This window comes from Thermodesulfobacteriota bacterium, from assembly GCA_040753795.1.
GTDB lineage: Bacteria > Desulfobacterota > Desulfobacteria > Desulfobacterales > Desulfosudaceae > JBFMDX01.
In genome coordinates, this window is the sequence record JBFMDX010000022.1 from 15,140 (window position 1) to 35,701 (window position 20,562).

Here is a 20,562-nt window from a genome sequence, read left to right on the forward strand (position 1 = left end):
GGAGAATGCCATGAATTTTGAAACCGTTGTCACCCGTCGCCGCAGCATCCGGAAATTCAAACCCGATTTAATCGGCCGGCAGACCATCTCCCGCGTGCTGGCCCTGGCCGCCCGGGCGCCGTCGGCCATGAACACCCAGCCCTGGGAGTTTTTCGTCATCGCCGGTGAACCTCTTGAAAAAATCAAGCAGGACAATATCGCCGCCCTGCGGGCCGGGATCCCGCCCAAGCCCGAGCACGCCCTGTCCGGCTGGCCCCCGGATTCGGTCTTCCGCCGCCGTCAGGTGGACCTGGGCAAACAACTGTTTACGCTTATGAAAATCCCCAGAGAAGACATGGCCCAGCGGATATCCTGGCTGGAACGGGGCTATCGCTATTTTGACGCGCCCGTGGCCGTTATCATCGCCTATGACGCCGCCTTCACCCCGCCCGGTCCCCTGATGGACATCGGCGCCGTCATGCAGACCCTGTGCCTGGCCGCCACCAACGCCGGTCTGGATACCTGCATCGAAGATCAGGGCGTGCACTATCCGGACATCATCCGCCGCCACGCGCCGGTTCCGGTTTCCAAAATCATGGCCACGGCCGTGGCTCTCGGTTTTTCGGACCCGGATTTTCCGGCCAACCAGGTGCAGAGCGAGCGCGAATCCGTGGAGAACACCACCACCTGGATCGGGTTCGACCGGTGATCCGGGCAAGCGAAAACGGCCTGACCCTGTTCCGGTTTGAGAACCTGTCGGCCTGCCCGGGCTTGAACCACGCGGTTTTCTCCCGCCTGGGCGGCAGCAGCAGCCCGCCATTTACCAGTCTCAATCTGGGTACCGCCGAAGGAGACCATCCGGAAACAGTAGAACAAAACAGGGGCGCGGTGGCCGCCTGCTTTGGTCACCGACCGATGGCCTTCGTCAAACAGGTACACGGAGACGATGTTCTGGTATTTAAAAAAGGCGGCCAGGCCTTTGATCCTTCCCCTAAACCCCGGGCCGACGCCATGATCACCGACATTCCTGGCCTGATGCTGGCCGTCAAGCTGGCCGACTGCCAGGGCGTGCTTCTCCATGACCCGGTCAAACAGGTCGCGGCCGCCGTCCACTCGGGCTGGCGCGGCAGCGTGCTGGACATTATCGGCAAAACCATCGCCCGCATGAAAACGGACTTCGGCTGCGACCCGGGCGATATCATGGCCGGGATCAGCCCCTCCCTGGGCTCCTGCTGCGCTGAATTCGTCAATTACCGGACGGAACTGCCGGAATCGTTTTGGCCTTACCGGGATTCGCGGGATCGCTTTGATTTCTGGCAAATCAGCCGCGACCAGATGACCGCCGCCGGCCTTCTCGACGCACACATCGAAATCGCCGACATCTGCACCCGCTGCCGCACCGACCTTTTTTTTTCCTACCGCGGGGAAGGCCGCACCGGCCGCTTCGCGGCCGTGATCGGCATGGTCTGAAATTCAGCCGGTCAGTGAGATAACCGGGCGGCTCACATTATTGTGTCATAAGCCCTCACCGTAAGACAAAGGTTGTACACCCAAGAAAACTCTACGAGTGCTGGAGAAAATGATCTTATTTTTTCCGGATATCAATACTTATATTTCTTGATTTTCAGTTTTTTATAAAATATGGTTTTCATGCTCGTCTGATCGATTTCATGTCATATGCATTAAGGATGATGCGGCCGGCCTTCCGGGACGGCCCATGGAAAGGAGTCCATTATGATGAAGAGCCTGTTTGCATTTGTCGTTTTTCTTTGTGCGTTTTCGGCGGCTGTCTGGGGGTGGGCCGACACGTCTTCCGGCGATCCGGTCGGGGTTCAGAATCAATCCTATTCATTTGTTGACGGTGGCATTTCTGGACCCTATGTCGATGAAACGCTGACCATCGACCTGTTCTGGAACAAAGTTTCCATGATCAAATTTGATGCGGAAAAGGATGCTTCGGCCGTTCTTGTCATTACCCGACTGACGCCGGGAAAGGCCATTTCCTGGGGATTTGTAGGCATCAACGACAGCCTGTTCCGGCTGGATGATTTCCTGGCCGGGCCGGACACTGTCTTTGTGAGGGATGTGCGCCTGGGAAAAAACAATCATGTGTTCACGCACCTGTTCGGCGAAAGCGGGGCCAGCCTGAGGATCCAGGTGTTGCCGCCCCTGCCGGCCATCATGTCCTTTACGGTGACGCCGGACCGCGTGACCGCGGGGAGGTCGGCAATACTGTCCTGGTCCGCGGTTCAGGCCGACACCGTGGTGATTGAACCGGGCATCGGCAGCGTCGGCCCGGAAGGATCCGTGCAGGTGACGCCGGATGCCGCCACCGTGTATACCCTGACCGCCGCCAACGGCTATGGAAGCACCAGTGCCTCTGTTCAACTGGAAGTCCTTTATCCGCCGGAACTGGTCATAACGGAGCCGGATGGGCAGGGTGATACGACCAGCGGGTCGTTTGTCATTTCCTGGACCGACGAAGACCCGGACAGCAACGCCGCGATCTCGTTGTTTTATGATACGGACAGCACCGGTGGGGACGGCACCCTGATCACTGCCGGCCTGACGGAAGATCCCGACGGGCCGGACGACCAGTTCCTTTGGAACACGGCCTCCCTGGCGCCGGGGGCGTATTATGTGTATGCCGTCATTGACGACTGCCGGAACGATTCAGCGGTTGCCTATTCTTCCGGTCCGGTCACGGTGGCCGCGGTTGCGGCGCCGACGGTTTCCATAATCGCCGCTCCGGAATCCATTGCCGCCGGCGGCTCCGCTACTCTGTCCTGGACCTCGACGGACGCGAGTAGCTGCCTCATCGAGCCGGATGTCGGGGCAGTGGCCGTGAACGGGTCCAAATCCGTCACCCCGGCCGCCACCACGGTTTATACCATCACCGCCACCGGCCCGGGCGGAATGGCCACGGACAGCGCTACCGTCCAGGTGGACTGCCCGCTGACGGTGGCCATCACCTGCCCGGAAGATGGCGCAACCGTGTCCGGGCCATGGCTCTCGGTCAGAGGCACGGTCACCCATGCCGGCAACAAGGAAACCGGGGTGACGGTGAATGGCGTTCTTGCCATCATCAGCGATGGTCAATTCCGGGCGGATCATGTCCCGTTAAACGATGGTGAGAACAGCATAACCGTATCGGCCACGGATGTGGATGGCGCAACGACAGGCAGCACCATTACAATCACTGTCGACACCTCAGGTGATTATATTGCCTTAAGCGCTGATCCTGCTTCGGGAATTTTGCCTTATGAAACCACGCTGCGAATTTATGGATCGTTTGGTTTTACGTCTTCAAGTCTGATTTGCGATGGCCCCGGTTCGGTTGAGGTTTTCCAAATCAGTGCTGAAGAGTACAGGGTTCAAGTCGATACTGAAGGCGTCTATACCTTTACGGCAACTGTGACGGATAACCAGGGTAACGCCTTTACGGATAGCATGGTAGCGGAAAGCCTCAGCAAAGAGAAACTGGACGGATTGCTGAGAGACAAATGGACAGGATTGAAGACCGCTCTGATGACCGGCGATAAAACAGGTGCCCTGAAGTTTCAGCATGGAACAGCGCAGGAAAGATATGCGGCCATTTATAATGCGCTGGGAAGCGATTTGCCGATGCTGGCAGGACAGATGCGGCCCATTGCCCCGGTAGTGATTGAAGGGTCCCGGGCCAAATATCGTACCACCCAGGACCATTTAGTCGAAGGCCGGGCGGTTACAATTACTTATTACGTCTACTTCAGCCGTGATCAAGATGGGATATGGAAAATAGAAATGTATTGAACATGAAAGAGAGCAGCCTTATGAAAAAAACAAATTACGCCCGCCGCTTTTCCGGAATGGTGATCGCCACCTTCCTCGTTCTGTCAATCTCCGGCTGCAGCGGCATACTGGTACCGCTCCCTTACCGGTCTCTGGCCCCGTTCGAAGGCAAGGTGATTGACACGGCGACAAAAGAACCGATCGAGGGCGCTGTAGTCCTGGGGGTATATTATTTCACGACTTACACCATAGTTGCCGGATCGAATTCTTATGTGGAGGACGGCCAGGAGACGGTAACCGACGAAAACGGTGAATTTGAACTGCCGCGGACAAGAAGGTGGTTTGTGCGGCGGCGGGGATACCCGGATGGGAAACTGGTTATTTTTAAACCGGGGTATGGCGTGTTTCCGAGACATGAGAAATCCGTAGCCGTGGGTTTCAATAAGGGCTGGCCACCGCCGGGAAAGTATGTCGTTTATGAGTTGCCGAAATTACACACTACGGATGAGAGGGAAAAAAATTTACCAAATTCATATAGTGAAATCCCGATCGATTATAAAAAAATATATATTCGGTTAATTAACTTGGAAAGAACAACACTTGGCGCGGAAACTCTCTTTAGTGAACCAAATGAGGAGCAATAAATAATGAAAAAACAAATTATTGTTGTACTTTTCATTTATTGTCTTAGTCCAATATTTAGCTGGGCATGGGCATATGACGGTGAAGTGCATTCACGACTAAATGATGAAGCAGCTGTATTGTCGCAAACATTGAATGTGCTTTTAGAAAACACATTAGGGTATACCTTAGGGCTCGGTGAAACACTTAAAAAGGGTAATAAAGAAAATACTATAAAAGAATGGCTTGCCTATGGTGGAGAAGCCGAGGACTTTGGCTGGGGAGGAGAGGACAGCTATCTGACAACACGGGCCTATAACCATTTTCACGATCCATTAGAGTCCTGGGACGAAGCGGGCTTAGACTGTGCCCTCACCGATATCTATAAACTGTATTACTCCCGGGAGCCGGTTTCGCCAATTTTCTGGGGACTTGCCCCGGGCCGGCAGCGCTTCGTGAAAAACAAAACCGGTGACTGGTCTTGGCAGAAGGCACGCGAGTATTATTATACCTTTCTGTCCGGGAAAGACTTTACCGGGAATGCTGTTGCCGATACTCGCGATAAAAGAGAAGCCGCATTTGCTGACTGTTTTCGTTCCGTCGGTCAGGTGATGCACCTTTTGCAGGACATGTCGGTTCCGCTTCATACCCGTAATGACGCCCATATCCTGCCCTTGTTCGGGGTCGGTCAATGGACCTACGAAACTTATACCAAGGAAAATGTCGATACGGGTAGACTGGATTATACGCCCGATAAAGCCGGGGACCGGCCTGATCTCGAATTGATCGCCACTCCATACCCGGAACCAGCCTATTCGAACTTGCCGCCTGTCACCGGACTGATTGACCGGAATCAATATAATGGTTTGAGAGTTCCTGCTATCGACGAGAACATCGGGCTGGCCGAATATTCTAATGCCAACTTTTTAACCAATGATACTCTTTTTAAATATCCCCACCCCGCTCTTGACGAAACCAATTATGATGAATCCATCTGGCAAAATCCCGAGCAAGTGGATGCAGAAGACGGGCAGACGGATAGCCGGATCTATTTTAAAAAAATTACCGGAGATCCGGTAGAGCATCTAATGGCAGCCGGCTATTGGTCCCACGCCATCGCGGAATCCGGATGGGATAGACCTGAGCTCCAGTGGTCCTTTGTTATAGACAAGACCTGTTTTGCCGATTACGCCGACAAACTCATGCCCCGGGCTGTCGGCTACTCCGCGGCCCTGCTGGATTATTTCTTCCGGGGGAAGATGGACCTGGTCGTTGACCAGGATGTCTGCCGGATCGCCAATCAGACCGAAGAACAAATGGAGGGAACATTTGGACTGTATTATGACACGGTCGGGGGTGAACGCCGGCCGGTAACCGACCTGGAGAAATGGCCCTGGTCCCATACCGGCTGGGTTTCCGCCGGTGACCAGAGCGAGGACCTGGACCTGTTTGCCGTGCCCGGCGACGCGCAGACGCCGGGCGAATACATGCTGGTGTTCAAGGGCCGGATGGGAAATGAGACCTCCAATGCCGTGGCCGCGTCAAAAATCACCATTCCGGCCATCCGGATCTCATTGCCCGAAGAGGGCTATTATGCCTTCACCGACCGGCATCCCTACCACGATCCATCTGACGCCAGATACATGAATACGCCCGCGACAAACGGGTTTAACAAAATCGTCGTCAACGCGGAGAACCTTTCTCCCCAGGCCGGTGAAATGAGCGGCGGAGCCGTTACGCTTCTGATCAGGTACCGGCAGGGGTTGACCGACCAGTTTGTGTCGCCGCCGGGGGAGACCAGCGATGAGTTTTATACCCTTTTTGCGGGTCTGCCGGAAAGCGTCTCCATCCCTTCCGGTGCGGCCACGCGGCTGGAGTTTGATCTGACCGGCAGGGAAATCCCGCTGTGGGCTACGGACGTTCATCTTTTTCTGCTCTACGCCGGGCATGTCGGCGGACAATCCGGTCGGATCTGCCTGGGTTATAAAGATATTTCGGAACCGACGCAGTTTGATTTTTTCAATGTCATGGATAAGACCTGTCTGAACGGTGAACTGTATGACGCCGGTTCAGCGGAAGCCATTGCTGTTGTTGACACCAACAAGGACGGCATCGCTCAGGAATGGGACGTCTATCCCCACGGGGTCAGAAACCTGTCCGTCCGGTTCGTGGCCACCAGCCCGATCGATTATCTGATCCCTTTTATCAGCGCCGGTGATTTCTTTCGCATGTTCGCGCTGACCGATTACGACTATTTTGACATGAGCGTGTCATACTATCTGCCACCGCTGGCTGGCGAAGATCCTTTTTCTCACAGCGATATTTCACGCAGAGTATACTCGCACCGGGGTCTTACTAACCAGATCTCCAGGAAGGCATTTCCCGGGTGTCCGTATGCCTCCTGCCTGGTAAGATGCATTTCGTTCTTCAACTCCTTCAGGGGTCAGTATGCCTGGTCGGCGATGGTGCTTCTGAATACGTCCTATCCGACCGGGGCGCAATGTGATTATGAGGGATTGTAATGCAAGCGGGCTATCCGGACAGCCTGCGGCCGATGGCTCCGGCGACCAGCGTGGCCAGGGTCATGATGGTGATCTGGGGGTTGACGCCCAGGGAAGTGGGCACCATGCCTCCGTCCGAGACATAAAGATTCCTGACGTCATAGGTTTCACCGGCCGGACTGACCGCGCCCAGGCTCGGATGAGCCGCCATGCGGCATGACCCCAGTGGGTGAAAGGCCAGCATTTCCACCTGGACCGGCTTGATCTTCATGGACAGCAGCCTGGCAATGTCGGCCGGAGAATGGATGACCGGCATGGGCGCGATACCGGTGAACACCTTGCGCGCGCCGGCCGCGAAAAAAATTTCAGCGGTCCGGGCTACGCCCGTGACCAGCCGGGCCGTGTCCGCGGCCGAAACAAAATAGGTGGAGACCGGCCGGTTGGACCGACCGCTGCCCGGTACATTCAACACCCGGCCGGTGGTTTCGTCATGGGCCATGACCCCGAAGGCGGCCAGGTGTTTGCAGTCCAGGGCCATCTGCTTGTGTCCCTCTCCGATGCCCGGCAGGGCCGGCAGCAGCAGCGAGGGGTGGACGAAGACGCCTTCCAGCATGATGCCCTGGCCCTGGAAATCATCCACGTAAGCGCCCTGGGACACGCCCTTCCAGCCTTCTACCACCTCGTCCATCAGGGCCACCACCCGGGTACCGGGATGGATCTGGAGGTTCCGACCGATGTGCCGGTTCTTCAGGCCGTTTCTCTTCAGAAAAGCCGGAGTCATCATGGCGCCGGCCGCAACCACCACCACCCGGGCGGTCACTTCCACGGTAAAAGACCGTTTGCCGGTCCCGGGATCAATAACGGATGCGGCCACACCATGAACGATATGGTTGCGGATGATTAATTTTTCGGCCCGGCAGTTGGCGTAAATCCGGGCGCCATGCTGTTCCGCCAGAGGAATGTAGGTCACGTCCACGCTCTGTTTGGCACCCTCCTGGCACCCGAACTGGCAGGGGCCGCACCCTTTGCAGTCTTTGACATTGTGCAGCAGGGGACGACAGTTCAGGCCCAGGCGGTCGCAGCCGCGCTTGACGATCTGCGCGTTTTTGCCCAGCACCTCCCAGGGCAGCCGGGTGACGTTGAGGATGGACTCCACCCGCTCAAAAACGGGACCCAGGTTTTCCGGCGTGAGATGATCCAGGCCCAGATCGTTGCGCCAGTGGGTCAGGATTGACTCCGGGGTGCGGAAACAAGTGGCGGAATTGATCGTGCTGGAGCCGCCCACGCATTTGCCCATGGTTACCGATATGGCCGTGTTGCCGATGGTGCCGGTGGCGCCGCCGTCCCGGTACATGCGCATCAGTCCCGGCAGGGGCATGCCGTTCCAGTCAGAACGGGTAAAATGGCCGCCCTCCTCCAGCAGGACGACCGCGTATCCCTTTTCCGCCAGTTCCTTGGCGACCACCGCGCCGCCCGGCCCGCTGCCCACGACGCAGACATCGCAGGATTCGTGAATGTCCGTTTGATAATCATCGAAGGTGGTAATCATGCGGCCTCCCCTTTTCGATCTTGAAGATGACAGCCATGGATATACCCGATGGCCGCGGCCGGTCCTTCATGCTCGTAGAATGCCGTCATGACCAGGAGTTTCAGAAACAGGAGGATGTGCCGGTGATACAGCAGGCGGCCGCGTTCCATTCTTTCAAGAAACCTTTCGGCCCGGGGACGGGACAGCCCCGTAAACCTTCGGCCGTTCCATAGCAGCGATGTCCATTCCACATACCGGAGCATGGCCGGAGTCAGGCGATGAAAAATCGGCGGAAGCGTAGTCAGGTAGTCGTTGGCCCGCGACACCAGGTCAAAATCGGCCGCGCCGGGCGCGAAAACCCCGCCCCGGGGAATAATCGTATCCGCGACCCTGTTGAAGACCGCCTCGGCCTTCCCCCGAATCACCGGCCGGTGTATCCGCGACAGGCGGGTAATCACAGCCTGAACCTGCTTCTCCGCTCCCGCATCGAAACGATCTTTTACCGGGCGGCCGGAGCCCTCTCTTTCCACCGAAAAATAAAAGGAATTGAAGGCCACGCCGAAGAGCCGCAGCACGCCCCGGCCCAGATATTTACCTTCGCCGGTTTTCTTCAGTTCGTCATTTAAAATCCGCAACCAGAAGGGATTGCCCGTCCGGTCGTAATTGATGCGCAGCACCTGCTGACCGTCACCCAGGATTGACTCGGCCGGTTCGATCATAAATGAACCGATACGGACTTTGCCGAGAAATTCATTAAATCCGCCGGAACCGGGCTCAGGGTTAGCGACATCCACCGGGAAAAACTTGCGATGACCGAAGAACCGCAGAGGAGACAGAACTCCGGTCAACAGCCGGACCGCGTAATAGCCGCGTAACTCGTCCGGCTCCGGAAGGGGGCTTTCGGCAAACTGTTTTTCAAATTTACGACATGAAGCGAATAACATCTTTCCCCTTTCATTATAAATCCACCGCGCCTAAAAAAATTATATCCATAAGAATTCAATTTTTCATATCAAATTAAAAACGTTTACATTTCCAATTGCTGGACAACCCGGCCAACTGGTACTACCATCATACCAGTTAAGTTTAAAAAAGAAAGGTTTTTTTAATTCCTGATACGGCAACCGGGAATGGCGAAAAAGTCTTGAGACTAAAGCCCGAATAACCTATTACTATGCGACTGGTCGAAAAACCGGCCGCGATGACTGTAACCTTAAAAAGGCAGGACAACCCCATGACGGAAAAAATCATCATCACGGCCGCCCTGGCCGGCGCCGCCACCTTCAAGAACAACAACCCCGCCGTCCCCTACACCCCGGAGGAGTTCGCCCGGGAAGCAGCCGCGGCCTACCGCGCCGGAGCGGCCATGGTCCATGTCCACGCCCGCACTGACGACGGCTGGGCCACCTACGATATCGACCGGATCCGGCAGACCTACGACGCCATCCGCCAGAAAACTCCCGAACTGATCGTCAACTTGAGCTCCGCCGTGGGCATGGGCGCCACTGCCGAACAGCGGATCGCCCAGATCGTCGCTATCAAACCGGAGATGGCCTCCCTGAACACCAACACCATGAACTTCAGTTTTGTCGACCGCGACAGCGGACGGATCGTCGTGGACTACATCTTTGAAAACACCTTTACCATGCTTCAGGACTTCGGCCGGGCCATGGAGGAGAATGGCGTCAAGCCCGAAATCGAAATTTACGATATCGGCGGATTCGACAACTTTGCCCTCATCTCCCGGCAAGGATTTTTCAGCGAGCCGTTTAATTTCAACTTTGTCTGGGGAGTGACCGGCGGCCAGAAGTTCCGGCCGGACGCTTTTGTCGCTCTGACCCATGCCGTGCGTGATCTGGGCCGAAAAGCCAATTTTACCACCTGCGGCGTAGGCCGGGACGAATTTCCCGCCATCATGCAGTCGGCCCTCATGGGCGGACACATGCGCGTCGGGCTGGAGGACAATACCCGTCTGGGCAACGGTCAACCGGCCCGCGGAAACGACGAACTGGTGGCACAGGCGGTAAAAATCGCCGACATTCTGGGAAAAGAGCCGGCCACGCCGGATGAAGCCAGGACGATTATGGGGCTGCGAGGCGGCCAGTAACCTTTTTTATTTTTATATATTTTTTGACAAATCCGATATCTTGCGCTAATCTTTTTTATTACGGTACAAGCTGACCGGCTCCCCGGGATTGTTGATTTCAACCATTGACGGGAGCAATAAAACCAACGGCTGACAGTAAAAGAAGTACGACGTGACCAAACCAAAGCCCAGCATTCTGGTGATTGACGACAGCGCCGCCATCCGGCACCGCCTGATCAAGCTGCTGGAACCGCTCAACGCCTCCTTTGAGCAGGCGGAAAACGGCCGGCAGGCGCTGGATATCATCAACAGCAAGCCGTTTGACATCATCCTGACCGACATCGAAATGCCGGAAATGAACGGCATCGAACTGTGCCGGCGTCTGAAAAAAAAGGATGACACCCGGGATATCCCGGTCGTCGTCGTCAGTTCTCTTGACTCCGAAGAAGATATCGAAAAAGGATTTGAAGTCGGCGCCACCTATTATATCGCCAAAAACGACGTTTACACCGATCTGTACAATGTGGTGGAAGGAATCCTGTTCCGGAGCAATCGCAACAGCAATCAGATCATCCTGGTAGTGGATGACTCCGCCACCATCCGCAACATCGTGGAGCGAGGGTTAAAGTCGGCGGGCTTCAAGGTGATGATCGCGGAAAACGGCCGGCGGGCCATGGAAATCCTGGCCGATCATATCCCGGATCTGATCTTGAGCGATATCGACATGCCGGAGATGAACGGTTTTGAATTCTGCGAAACCGTCCATGCCGACCAGCGGTTTTCCGGCATCCCCTTTATCGTCATGAGCGCCAAGAACGACCGCGGCCATATGAACCGCATGCTCCAGCACGGTGCGGCGTCCTATGTCACCAAGCCCTTCAACATCGATTCCCTGGTCCTGCAGATCGAAGAAGTGCTGTCCAACCAGTTCCGCCTGCTGTTAAAGGAAAGGGAGCGACTGGAAACGGAACGCAACCTGATCATTGCCAGCATCTCCAGCCTGATTTCAGCCCTGGAAGCCCGGGACCCCTACACCAAAGGCCATTCCGAGGTCGTCGGCCGGATCGTCTCCGGCATGCTGGCCATGACCGGCGCCAGCAAAAAGGAAATCGAAAGCGCCCACATCGGCGGCCGGCTTCACGATATCGGCAAGATCGGTGTCCGGGACAGCGTCCTGTTGAAGAGCGGACCCCTGACCGACATCGAACTGGCCCACATCATGGAACACCCGCTGAAAGGCGCGGAAATCATCAAGAACATCCCCAGCCTTTCCGGCACCCTGGACACCGTCATGTATCATCATGAACGCATGGACGGCAACGGCTATCCGGAAGGCTTGAAAGGCAGTGACATCCCCCTGCTGGCCCGGATGACGGCCGTGGCCGACACCTACCACGCCTTGAGCAGCGACCGGCCTTATCGCGCCGCCACCAGTCATGACCGGGCCCTGCAGATCATTGAAGACGCCCGGGACACGCAACTCTGCCCGGATTGCATCAAGCTTTTCATGGAGTGGTGCGACAAAAACGATCCCCAGCGCACCCTTCACCCCAAAATGCCCGACAACGTTGCCTTCCTCGGCCGGCCCTTCCAGTCCACTATTTCCCACTGACCGGACATTTTATATTATCAGCGGAAAAATTGCGCCGGTCATCCTTTTCGGGAAATCATCAGGTTCTTGATCCCGCCGACGGTGAAGGCCGTAACGTCATCGGCGGCGGCGTTAATATCTCCGGCGCGATCGTGCCAGAGCATGTAGTAACCGGCCACCCGCTCATAGATACCGAGGATGCTGACCGCCATCAGTTCGGCCGAGAGCGGTGATCGGTAATGGGTTTTCGTTTCAGCGGCCACCCGGGCCAGCGCCCCTTCAAGGTCCTTGATGACTTTTCCGTAAAGCCGTTTGCGTTCTTCCTCCACGGCCGGTCCCTGCCCCCCGGCCTCCCGGAAAAAAATGGACAGTCGCTCCGGATATTTGAGACAGAACTCCTTGAAAAAAGAAAGCCCGGCGCTGACAATACCTTCCAGGGTGCCGTCCTGGCTCAAAAACGCGTCCCCCAGGGTCTTGCGGAGCTGAAAACCGACCTTCTGGATCAGGGTGATGAGCAGGTCTTCCTTGTTTTTGAAATAAAAATAAACCGTGCCCACCGAAATTTCGGCGGCGTCGGCGATATGCTCCAGGCTGGTCTGGTGATAGCCGTTTTGAGCGAACAGTTTTTCCGCCACGTCCAGAATGGTGGTATATCGTTTTTCCTTTTCCCGCTGGCGCCGCAGCGCCGCCCTGGAAACCTGTCCGTTTTTCTCTTTCATGCCGCCTCGCTTGGCCTGGCCATTTATTTGCCGGTAAAATCCGGCTTGCGCTTCTGGATAAACGCCGTAATGCCTTCCACGGCGTCCTGGGTGGCCGCCACTTCCGCCAGCTTGCCCGACAGGAACTTGACCGCCTCACCCAGAGGCATGTTTTCAGCGGCGGCAAAAGCCAGCTTGCCGATCTTCATACCGATGGGACTTTTTTCGGAGAGAGTCGCGACCACCGCGGCCACTTCCGATTCAAACGTGTCCGCCGGACAAACCCGGGTCACCATGCCCATTTCCAGGGCTTGAGCGGCCGTCAGCCGTTCCCCCAGCAGGATCATCTCCATGGCTTTCTTACGGGGCACGTTGCGGAAAATAAGGGCGCCGATCATCATGGGAAACAGACCGACATTGACCTCGGGTGTGCCGAACTGGGCCGTGTCCCGGGCGATGACAATATCGCAGGCCAGCATGAAGCCGGTGCCGCCGGCCAGGCAATGGCCGTTGATCCGGGCCACGGTGGGCTTGGAAAAGGTCGCCAGGCGCGTGATGAGGGCCGCATAACCGGCCAGCACGTCGCCGCCGGACCCGGCCAGGCTGCCGCCCAGGTCCGCGCCCGAGCAGAAGGCCTTGTCGCCGGCGCCGGTCACCACCACCACCCGCACAGCCTCATCCTGCTCGGCTCTGTCCAGGGCCTGGGCAAAAAGCGTCATGGCCTCCGGACTGATGGCGTTACGCTTGTCGGGCCGGTTGATGGTCAGCCAGGCGGCCCTGTCCCGGACTTCATAAAGCAGATGGGGTTCATTCATTGCTGCCTCCCTGCGGCTCGCCGGCCGCGTCCGTTTTCTGAATATCCACCAGGATGTCCCCCGGCGCCACCTTGTCGCCCGCGGCCACGTTGACGCTGGTGACCACCCCGTCAAACGGCGCGTAGAGCGTCGTTTCCATCTTCATGGCCGAGACCACCGCCACCGGTTGGCCTTCCGTGACCCTGTCCCCCGGGCTCACGGCGATCCGCACCACCACGGCCGGCATGGGGGGAGTGACTTCCAGCGGCTTCTTCCGGGCCGACTTGCGGCCGGTACCCGACAGGGCCAGGGTGTCTTCGTCGATCAGCGGGTACTGGCGGCCATTGATGACAACGGTTTTGCCCTCGCCGTGTTCCACTACTACCGCCGGCAACTGCCGGCCGTTGACGGTCAGCAGCAGGCCCTTGTCCGACGTCCGGACAAATTCCACCCGGTAGGTCTGCTCAGCCAATATCGCCGAGAAAAATCCCTCGCCGACCTCATTCACGGTCACGGGCAGCGGCGTGTCTTCCATTTTCAGTTTATATTCCATAACAGTCTCCTTAACTGTATTTCAAAAGGTGCCGGAATTCCTTTTTTCCTTAAAACTTAAATCTTAAAACTTAATATTTAAAACTTAATACTTAAAACTTAAAACTTTTACAGCCTCCAATGCCCCAGCGTCTGCCACGGCAGCGGAATCTCCGCCGGTCCGGCCGCCGCCGATTCCGTCGTCCGCCTTCCCGCCATGGCGTCGGCTACAAAAGCCAGGGCCGCCGTTTCCCTGTCCGGCAGGGTCGGCTGCCATGATGGAAAATAGGTGGGAATAAAGCTGGTCAGGGTTTTGCCTTCACGGAACGGCTTTGAGTCGATGACATCGTAAAGGAAGGCGTTGGGCGTCTTAATGCCGACGATGACGTACTCGTCCAGGGCCTTTTTCATGCGGTCGATGGCATCATCCCGGGTTTCAGCATGGACGACCAGCTTGGACAGGATGGGATCGTACTCTACCGGCACGGTGTACCCTTCGTAAATGCCGCAGTCGTTGCGGATGCCCGGGCCGACCGGTTCCTTCAGATAGAGAATTTTCCCGGGAGAGGGAAAGAAATCATTGGCCGGGTCCTCGGCGTAAATCCGGCACTCGATGGCATGGCCCCGGGCCGTTACCTGTTCCTGTTTCAGGTCGAGCTTTTCCCCGGCGGCGATCCTGATCTGCCGACGGACGATATCGATGCCGGTTATCATTTCCGTAATGGGGTGTTCCACCTGCAGCCGGGTGTTGGCCTCCAGGAAATAAAATCTGCCGTCTTCATCCAGAATGAACTCCACCGTACCGGCGTTGACGTAGCCGGCCGCGGCCGCGGCCCGTACGGCGGTTTCGCCCATTTCCCGGCGCAGTTCCGGGGTCAGGGCGGTGGAAGGGGTCTCCTCGATGATTTTCTGATGACGGCGCTGGATGGAGCATTCGCGCTCAAACAGGTGGATAATGTTGCCGTGGGCATCGGCCAGAACCTGGATCTCCACATGCCGGGGCCGGGCAATATATTTTTCAAGGTAAACCGAACCGTCGCCGAAGGCCGCCGCCGCCTCGCTGGAGGCCGACGTCAGGGCCGCCGTCAGTTCGGCGGGATCATGGACGATGCGCATGCCCTTGCCGCCGCCGCCGGCGGCCGCTTTCACCAGCACGGGATAACCGATCTTCTGGGCATGGGCGGCCACCCGCACCGGGTCCAGGTCCGGTTCGACCATGCCGGGCACCACCGGCACGCCGCCGTCGATCATCAGTTTCCGGGCCACGGTTTTATTGCCGAAACTCCGGATCGCCTGGGGCGGCGGCCCGATGAAGGTCAGGCCGGCATCCAGGCAGGCCTGGGCGAACTCCGCGTTCTCGGCCAGGAACCCGTAACCGGGATGAATGGCCTCGGCGCCGGTCTGCCGGGCCGCTTCAATAATCCGGCCGATGTTGAGATAGCTTTCCGCCGGTTCGGAAGCGCCGATAAAAACCGACTCGTCGGCGCCGCGGGTATGCAGGGCCTCCCGGTCCGCCTCGGAATAAACAGCCACTGTGGCAATACCCATCTCCCGGCAGGCGGCCATGACCCGCAGGGCGATCTCGCCCCGGTTGGCGATAAGAATTTTCTTAAACATGATTTATCCTCTCACAAGGTTTGTTCTTTACATGCGGAATACGCCATAGCCGTAAGCATCATCCCGGATGGGCGCGTTGAGCGCCGCCGAAATGGCCATACCCAGCGTGTCCCGGGTTTTGGCGGGATCGAGGACGCCGTCGTCCCAGAGATGAGCCGTGCTGTAATAGGCGTTGCCGTCGGCCCGGGCCTTGTCGATGATCGGCCGGGTGATGGCCTCCACCTCCTCCGGGGTCAGGGGCGGCTTGCCCAGGCGGGCGTTCTGATCGTTGGTGATGGTCACCAGCACGCCGGCGGCCTGTTCCCCGCCCATGACGCCGATTTCAGCGTTGGGCCACATCCACAGGAACCGGGGCGAATAGGCCCGGCCGCACATGGCGTAGTTGCCGGCCCCGAAGGAAGCGCCGGCGATGAGGGTGAACTTGGGCACGCTGGCCGTGGACACGGCATTGACCATCTTGTGACCGTCCTTGGTGACCCCGCCGGCCTCGTAATTCTTGCCGACGATGAAGCCGCTGATATTCTGCACGAAGAGCAGGGGGATTTCCCGGTTGTCGCAGATCTGAATGAACTGGGTGGCCTTCTGGGCGCTCTGGGGGAACAGCACGCCGTTGTTGGCCAGGATGCCCACCGGAAAACCGTGGATATGGGCCCAGCCGCAGATCAGGGTGGAGCCATACAGTTCCTTGAACTCGATAAAGTCGCTGCCGTCGATCATGCGGGCCAGGGCTTCGCGGATGTCATAGGGCGTAGATATGTTGCGGGGGATGATGCCGTAAAGCTCTTTGGGATCATAAGCCGGCGGACGGACGGGTTTGCGGGTGAGGCGGGCTTTCTCGATTTTCGGCAGATTGCCGATGATTTCCCTCAGCATGGCGATGGCGTGGGCGTCGTCCTCGGCGTAATAATCCGAGACCCCGGACTGGGAGCAGTGCAGGTCCGGTCCGCCCAGTTCGTCCGGCGTCACTTCCTCGCCGGTGGCGGCCAGCACCAGGGGCGGACCGCCCAGAAAAATGGCGCCGTGGCCCTTGACGTGGACGATCTCGTCGCACATGGCCACGCCGTAAGCGCCGCCGGCCGTACACAGGCCCATGACGGCGGTAATTTGAGGTATCTTCATCTTGGACATCATGGCCTGGTTATAGAAGATCCGGCCGCCGTCATTGGCGTCCGGAAAAATCTCGGACTGCAGGGGCAGGAAAGCGCCGGCCGAATCCATCAGGGCCACCGACGGCAGCCGGTTCTCCATGCAGATGGTCTGCATGCGCAGGGATTTTTTCACGCCCATGGGATAGACCGCCCCGCCCTTGATGGAAGCGTCGCTGACGCTGATGGCCACCTCCCGGCCCTGGACGATGCCGATGCCGGCCCGGACACCGGCCCCGTGAATCTTGCCGTCATACATGTCCTTGGCGGCCAGGGGCGCGATCTCCAGAAAGGGGGTATTCTTGTCCAGCAGCAGGTCCAGTTTCTGGTCCACCGTCAGCTTGCCCGTCTCCTTGAGCCGGTCCAGGGCCTTCTGAGAGCGGTCATGATGCGCCTTTTCGATCTCCTTGCGCAGATCCGCCACCAGGGTCTCCATTCGTTCACGATTCGCCTTGAACTCGTCCGAATTGACGTCAATCCGGGATTCGATCACAGCCATTTATTTTTCCTCCTGTTAGGGGTTTCTCTATTTTAATGCCTCACCGCCGATGTTCATGCGGGCGATCTCGGTGGACGTGCCCGCGATCTGCGCGAGTTTGGCGAAACGTCCGGCCACGGCGGCCGGATTGGCCGGGGCCAGCCCGCCGGCGGCCAGGATGCGCAGGGCGGCGCCGGCCACCTCCTCGGCCGCTTCGGCGCAGAAAACCTTGGCGCAGTCGGTCATGACGGCGGCTTCCCGGTCTCCGACGGCGGACAGCCAGGCGGCCTTGTAGGCCATCAGCTGGGCCGTCTGGGTCTGGGTCAGCATCTCGGCCAGCTTGAAACCCACCTCCTGATAGGCGATGACCGGCCGGCCGCCGGAACGGTGCGCCTTGGCATGGGCCGTGGCGGCAAGCAGAGCGGCGTTCATCTGGCCGACGGCAACCGCGATCAGCACCTGGTTTTCCCAGAGGCGGATATCATTGATCAGTTGTTTGCCGTCGACCGGCCCCACAACGCGGTCCGCGGGGACAACGCAATTGTCCAGGGAGACGGCCCCGATGTGCAGGGGCGCGTATTCCGCCATGACATCAGCCGGCGTAACGGTGACGCCCGGCGCCCGGCGGTCCACCAGAAACAGGCCCAGGCCGTCATCCAGCGCGCCCACCACCAGCAGCATGTCGGCCGCGCCGGCATTGATGACAAACCCCTTCTGGCCGGAAACAACTACCCCGTCTTTTCCCCGGACACCGTTGACCGTCAGGGGGTCATTGACCACGTTCAGGGCCGCTTCACTCAAAGCCACGGCGCCGGTCAGCGCTCCTTTTTGCAGGGCCGGGAGAATGGTCCGCCGCAGTTCCGGCGTTCCGTGATGCCGCACCAGCCGGCCGAATACCCGGGTGCTCATCTCAAACGGAATAAACACCTGGGGAGCCGCGGCGGCGAAAGTTTCCATGGCGGCCATGGCAGCCACCCCCAGCGGTGCCTCATCGTCAAGACCGGCAGCCATGTAACCCGTAGCCGCCAATTCACCGGCCAGGGTTTTAATCAATTCCCCGGCCTGCTTCGGATCCGACAGATCCCTGCCGGCCGCGCCGGCCATGGCCGTGCCGACAACCCGGCCGGCCTCATCTATCAATTTCTGTTCCTGCTCTAAAAATTCATATCGCATGGTGTTCACCTGTCTTTCTACATCATTCTGGATATGATCATCTTCTGAATGTCCGACGTCCCGCCGCCCAGAGGCGCCAGGCGATTATCCCGGAAAACCCCTTCCATTATATATTCATGGCAGTACCCGTAACCGCCGTGAATCAGGATGGCGTCGTTGACCGGGCCCAGGCTCCAGTCACCGACAAACAGTTTGGCCACGGCCGCGGCCAGATGGTTTAAGGGCTTGCCCTGGCTCTTGAACCAGGCAATGCGGTAAACCAGCAGCCGGGCCGCTTCGTAAAAAATCCGGATGTTGGCCAGCTTATGCCGGGTCGCCTGGAACTCGCCGATGGTTTTGCCGAACTGCACCCGCTTGTTGGCGTAATCAGCGGACTTTTCCAGGACGTATTTGGCCACACCGACCATGGGCGCCAGCAGGGCGCTGCGGTCCCATTCCACGGTCTGCATGGCCATGAGAAAGCCATGCCCCTCTTTGCCGACCATATTTTCGGCGGGGATTTCACAATCCTGGAAAAACAGCTCGGAAGTGGCGGATGTCCGGCAGCCCATCTTTTTCAGGGGATTACCCGTGGAAAACCCCCGGGTCCCCTTCTCCACGATAAAGGCCGAAATACCCTCGTGCCGCTTGGCCGGGTCGGTCTTGGCGTAAACCAGGGCCACGTCGGCCAGGGGGCCGTTGGTGATAAACATCTTGCTGCCGTTTAAAACGTAGCGGTCGCCCTTTTTCTCGGCGGTGGTCTTCAGGGAGGCCACGTCCGAGCCCGCGTCCGGCTCGGTCAGCCCCATGCAGCCGACGATTTCCCCCCGGGCCAGCCGGGGAACGTATTTCTTCTTCTGGGCCTCGGTGCCGTGGCAAAAGATGGTGTCGGCGCACAGAAACGTATGGGCCCCGTAAGAAAGGGTCAGGCCGCCGTCGACCCCGGCTTCACCCAGGGCCTCGCCGGCCAGCACGGTGGTGACCACGTCCGCGCCCTGGCCGCCGTACTCCTCCGGAAAGTGCATGCCGAGCAGGCCGAACTCACCCATCTTCCGGAAGGATTCCATGTCAAACGTGCCCGACAGCTCGTGCTCCTCCACCCGCGGAACGATCTCTTTTTTCGCGAACTTGATGACCTCTTTTTTAAACATCATCTGCTCGCGGGTAAAACCAAATTCCATGGGACCTCCTCAATCCAAGTTTATTTTAGAACCGTCCAAAACGGACAGAACCCATATGCCGATTAAAATAATATTCATTTATTGAATCAGATTCAATTTTAAAATCTGCTTATAGCCATGTCAAGCGCTTTCTAAATACGACCGGATCAAGCTCCTGGCCGGTTATCCGCGACAATTTACTTTTCTTCGAGGAATTCATATGATAGGATTCATAAAAATCGGATGTACGCCTATAACTATACGGGCGGGAGTCTGCCATCATGATCATCGCCGGTCTGACCGGAGGAATCGCCACGGGCAAATCTATCGTGGCCAGTTGCCTTGCCGAGCACGGCGCCCTCATTATTGATGCCGATCAGATCGCCCATGAAGTGGTTGCCAGAGGGAAACCGGCCTGGGAAGAAATCGTTAAGACGTTTGGAGAGACCTATCTTCTCCCCGACGGCGAAATTGATCGCAAGGCGCTGGGCAAAACCGTCTTTGACGATACCGCCAAAAGAAACCTGTTAAATCACATTGTCCATCCCCGGGTATTTGAAGAGATCAGCCGCGCCATCACCGCGACCATCGAGGCGCATGAAGCCCATGATCCGGTTATCATCCTGGATGTACCGCTTCTTTTTGAAACCAAAATGGACGTGGAACTGCCGGAAGTCATCGTGGTATTCGCTCCGGCCGAGACACAGCTTGATCGGCTGATGGCCAGGGACAATCTGAGCAGGGAAGACGCCCTGGCCCGCATCAATTCACAGATTCCCATCACGGAAAAAAAAGACAAGGCCGATTATGTCATCGACAACAGCGGATCCATCGACGTCACCAGGGAACAGACGACCGCGCTGTTTACCGTCCTGAAGGCCAAGGCCGAAACAAAAGCAGAAGAATAATA

General features: G+C 57.8%; 17 protein-coding genes. 8 read left to right on the forward strand and 9 right to left on the reverse strand.

The features are described 5' to 3' along the window. Nucleotides 1-10 precede the first annotated feature (10 nt). The 5 genes from AB1724_18015 (at nt 11) to AB1724_18035 (ending at nt 6,893) form a co-directional block, all read left to right on the forward strand. A complete protein-coding gene (locus tag AB1724_18015; protein ID MEW6079707.1) occupies nt 11-688 on the forward strand; it encodes a nitroreductase in 678 nt (225 codons plus the stop codon). Continuing rightward, nucleotides 685-1,449, forward strand: a complete 765-nt coding sequence (gene pgeF / locus AB1724_18020) for a peptidoglycan editing factor PgeF (GenBank protein MEW6079708.1) — start codon at nt 685-687, stop codon at nt 1,447-1,449. The genes AB1724_18015 and pgeF overlap by 4 nt, the downstream gene beginning before the upstream one ends. A 264-nt stretch (nt 1,450-1,713) precedes the next feature. Further along, nucleotides 1,714-3,771 carry a cadherin-like beta sandwich domain-containing protein gene (locus tag AB1724_18025; protein ID MEW6079709.1) on the forward strand — a complete coding sequence of 686 codons (2,058 nt, stop codon included), beginning with the start codon at nt 1,714-1,716 and terminating at the stop codon, nt 3,769-3,771. Continuing rightward, entirely contained in the window at nt 3,750-4,394 is a 645-nt protein-coding gene (locus tag AB1724_18030; GenBank protein MEW6079710.1) for a hypothetical protein, read from the forward strand. The genes AB1724_18025 and AB1724_18030 overlap by 22 nt, the downstream gene beginning before the upstream one ends. Nucleotides 4,395-4,826: 432 nt before the next feature. Further along, a complete protein-coding gene (locus tag AB1724_18035) occupies nt 4,827-6,893 on the forward strand; it encodes a hypothetical protein (GenBank protein MEW6079711.1) in 2,067 nt (688 codons plus the stop codon). Between the two features lie 10 nt (nt 6,894-6,903). Here the strand turns inward: AB1724_18035 and AB1724_18040 are convergent, their stop codons facing one another. Together AB1724_18040 and AB1724_18045 are read right to left on the reverse strand one after the other, a co-directional pair. Beyond that, on the reverse strand, nt 6,904-8,421 hold the full coding sequence (locus tag AB1724_18040; protein MEW6079712.1) for a GMC family oxidoreductase: 1,518 nt from the start codon (nt 8,419-8,421) through the stop codon (nt 6,904-6,906). Then, nucleotides 8,418-9,344, reverse strand: coding sequence for a hypothetical protein (locus tag AB1724_18045; protein MEW6079713.1), 927 nt, complete (start codon nt 9,342-9,344; stop codon nt 8,418-8,420). The genes AB1724_18040 and AB1724_18045 overlap by 4 nt, the downstream gene beginning before the upstream one ends. A gap of 290 nt (nt 9,345-9,634) precedes the next feature. On the opposite strand from AB1724_18045, the gene AB1724_18050 reads away from it, so the two are divergent. Both AB1724_18050 and AB1724_18055 read left to right on the forward strand, forming a co-directional pair. Next, nucleotides 9,635-10,507 (forward strand): 3-keto-5-aminohexanoate cleavage protein, encoded by an 873-nt coding sequence (locus tag AB1724_18050; GenBank protein MEW6079714.1) that lies wholly within the window; start codon nt 9,635-9,637, stop codon nt 10,505-10,507. 151 nt (nt 10,508-10,658) lie between these two features. Further along, nucleotides 10,659-12,098, forward strand: a complete 1,440-nt coding sequence (locus AB1724_18055) for a response regulator (GenBank protein MEW6079715.1) — start codon at nt 10,659-10,661, stop codon at nt 12,096-12,098. Nucleotides 12,099-12,136: 38 nt separating this feature from the next. Here the strand turns inward: AB1724_18055 and AB1724_18060 are convergent, their stop codons facing one another. The 7 genes from AB1724_18060 to AB1724_18090 all read right to left on the reverse strand — a co-directional run bounded on the left by AB1724_18060 (nt 12,137) and on the right by AB1724_18090 (nt 19,673). Further along, the gene (locus tag AB1724_18060) at nt 12,137-12,796 is read right to left on the reverse strand and encodes a TetR/AcrR family transcriptional regulator (GenBank protein ID MEW6079716.1); all 660 of its coding nucleotides are present in this window, start codon (nt 12,794-12,796) and stop codon (nt 12,137-12,139) included. Between the two features lie 23 nt (nt 12,797-12,819). Beyond that, on the reverse strand, nt 12,820-13,590 hold the full coding sequence (locus AB1724_18065) for an enoyl-CoA hydratase-related protein (GenBank protein ID MEW6079717.1): 771 nt from the start codon (nt 13,588-13,590) through the stop codon (nt 12,820-12,822). Further along, a complete protein-coding gene (locus tag AB1724_18070; protein ID MEW6079718.1) occupies nt 13,583-14,122 on the reverse strand; it encodes a biotin/lipoyl-containing protein in 540 nt (179 codons plus the stop codon). Before AB1724_18070 ends, AB1724_18065 begins: the two co-directional genes overlap by 8 nt. A 107-nt stretch (nt 14,123-14,229) precedes the next feature. Further along, nucleotides 14,230-15,717, reverse strand: coding sequence for an acetyl-CoA carboxylase biotin carboxylase subunit (accC, locus tag AB1724_18075; GenBank protein ID MEW6079719.1), 1,488 nt, complete (start codon nt 15,715-15,717; stop codon nt 14,230-14,232). 27 nt (nt 15,718-15,744) lie between these two features. Then, a complete protein-coding gene (locus AB1724_18080; protein MEW6079720.1) occupies nt 15,745-17,361 on the reverse strand; it encodes a carboxyl transferase domain-containing protein in 1,617 nt (538 codons plus the stop codon). A 27-nt stretch (nt 17,362-17,388) separates the two neighbouring features. Next, nucleotides 17,389-18,513: an acyl-CoA dehydrogenase gene (locus tag AB1724_18085; GenBank protein ID MEW6079721.1), complete on the reverse strand. Its 1,125-nt coding sequence runs from the start codon at nt 18,511-18,513 to the stop codon at nt 17,389-17,391. Nucleotides 18,514-18,530: 17 nt separating this feature from the next. Next, on the reverse strand, nt 18,531-19,673 hold the full coding sequence (locus AB1724_18090; GenBank protein ID MEW6079722.1) for an acyl-CoA dehydrogenase family protein: 1,143 nt from the start codon (nt 19,671-19,673) through the stop codon (nt 18,531-18,533). A 260-nt stretch (nt 19,674-19,933) separates the two neighbouring features. Between AB1724_18090 and coaE the strand changes: the two genes are divergently transcribed. Then, nucleotides 19,934-20,560 (forward strand): dephospho-CoA kinase, encoded by a 627-nt coding sequence (gene coaE / locus AB1724_18095; protein ID MEW6079723.1) that lies wholly within the window; start codon nt 19,934-19,936, stop codon nt 20,558-20,560. Nucleotides 20,561-20,562 lie beyond the last annotated feature (2 nt).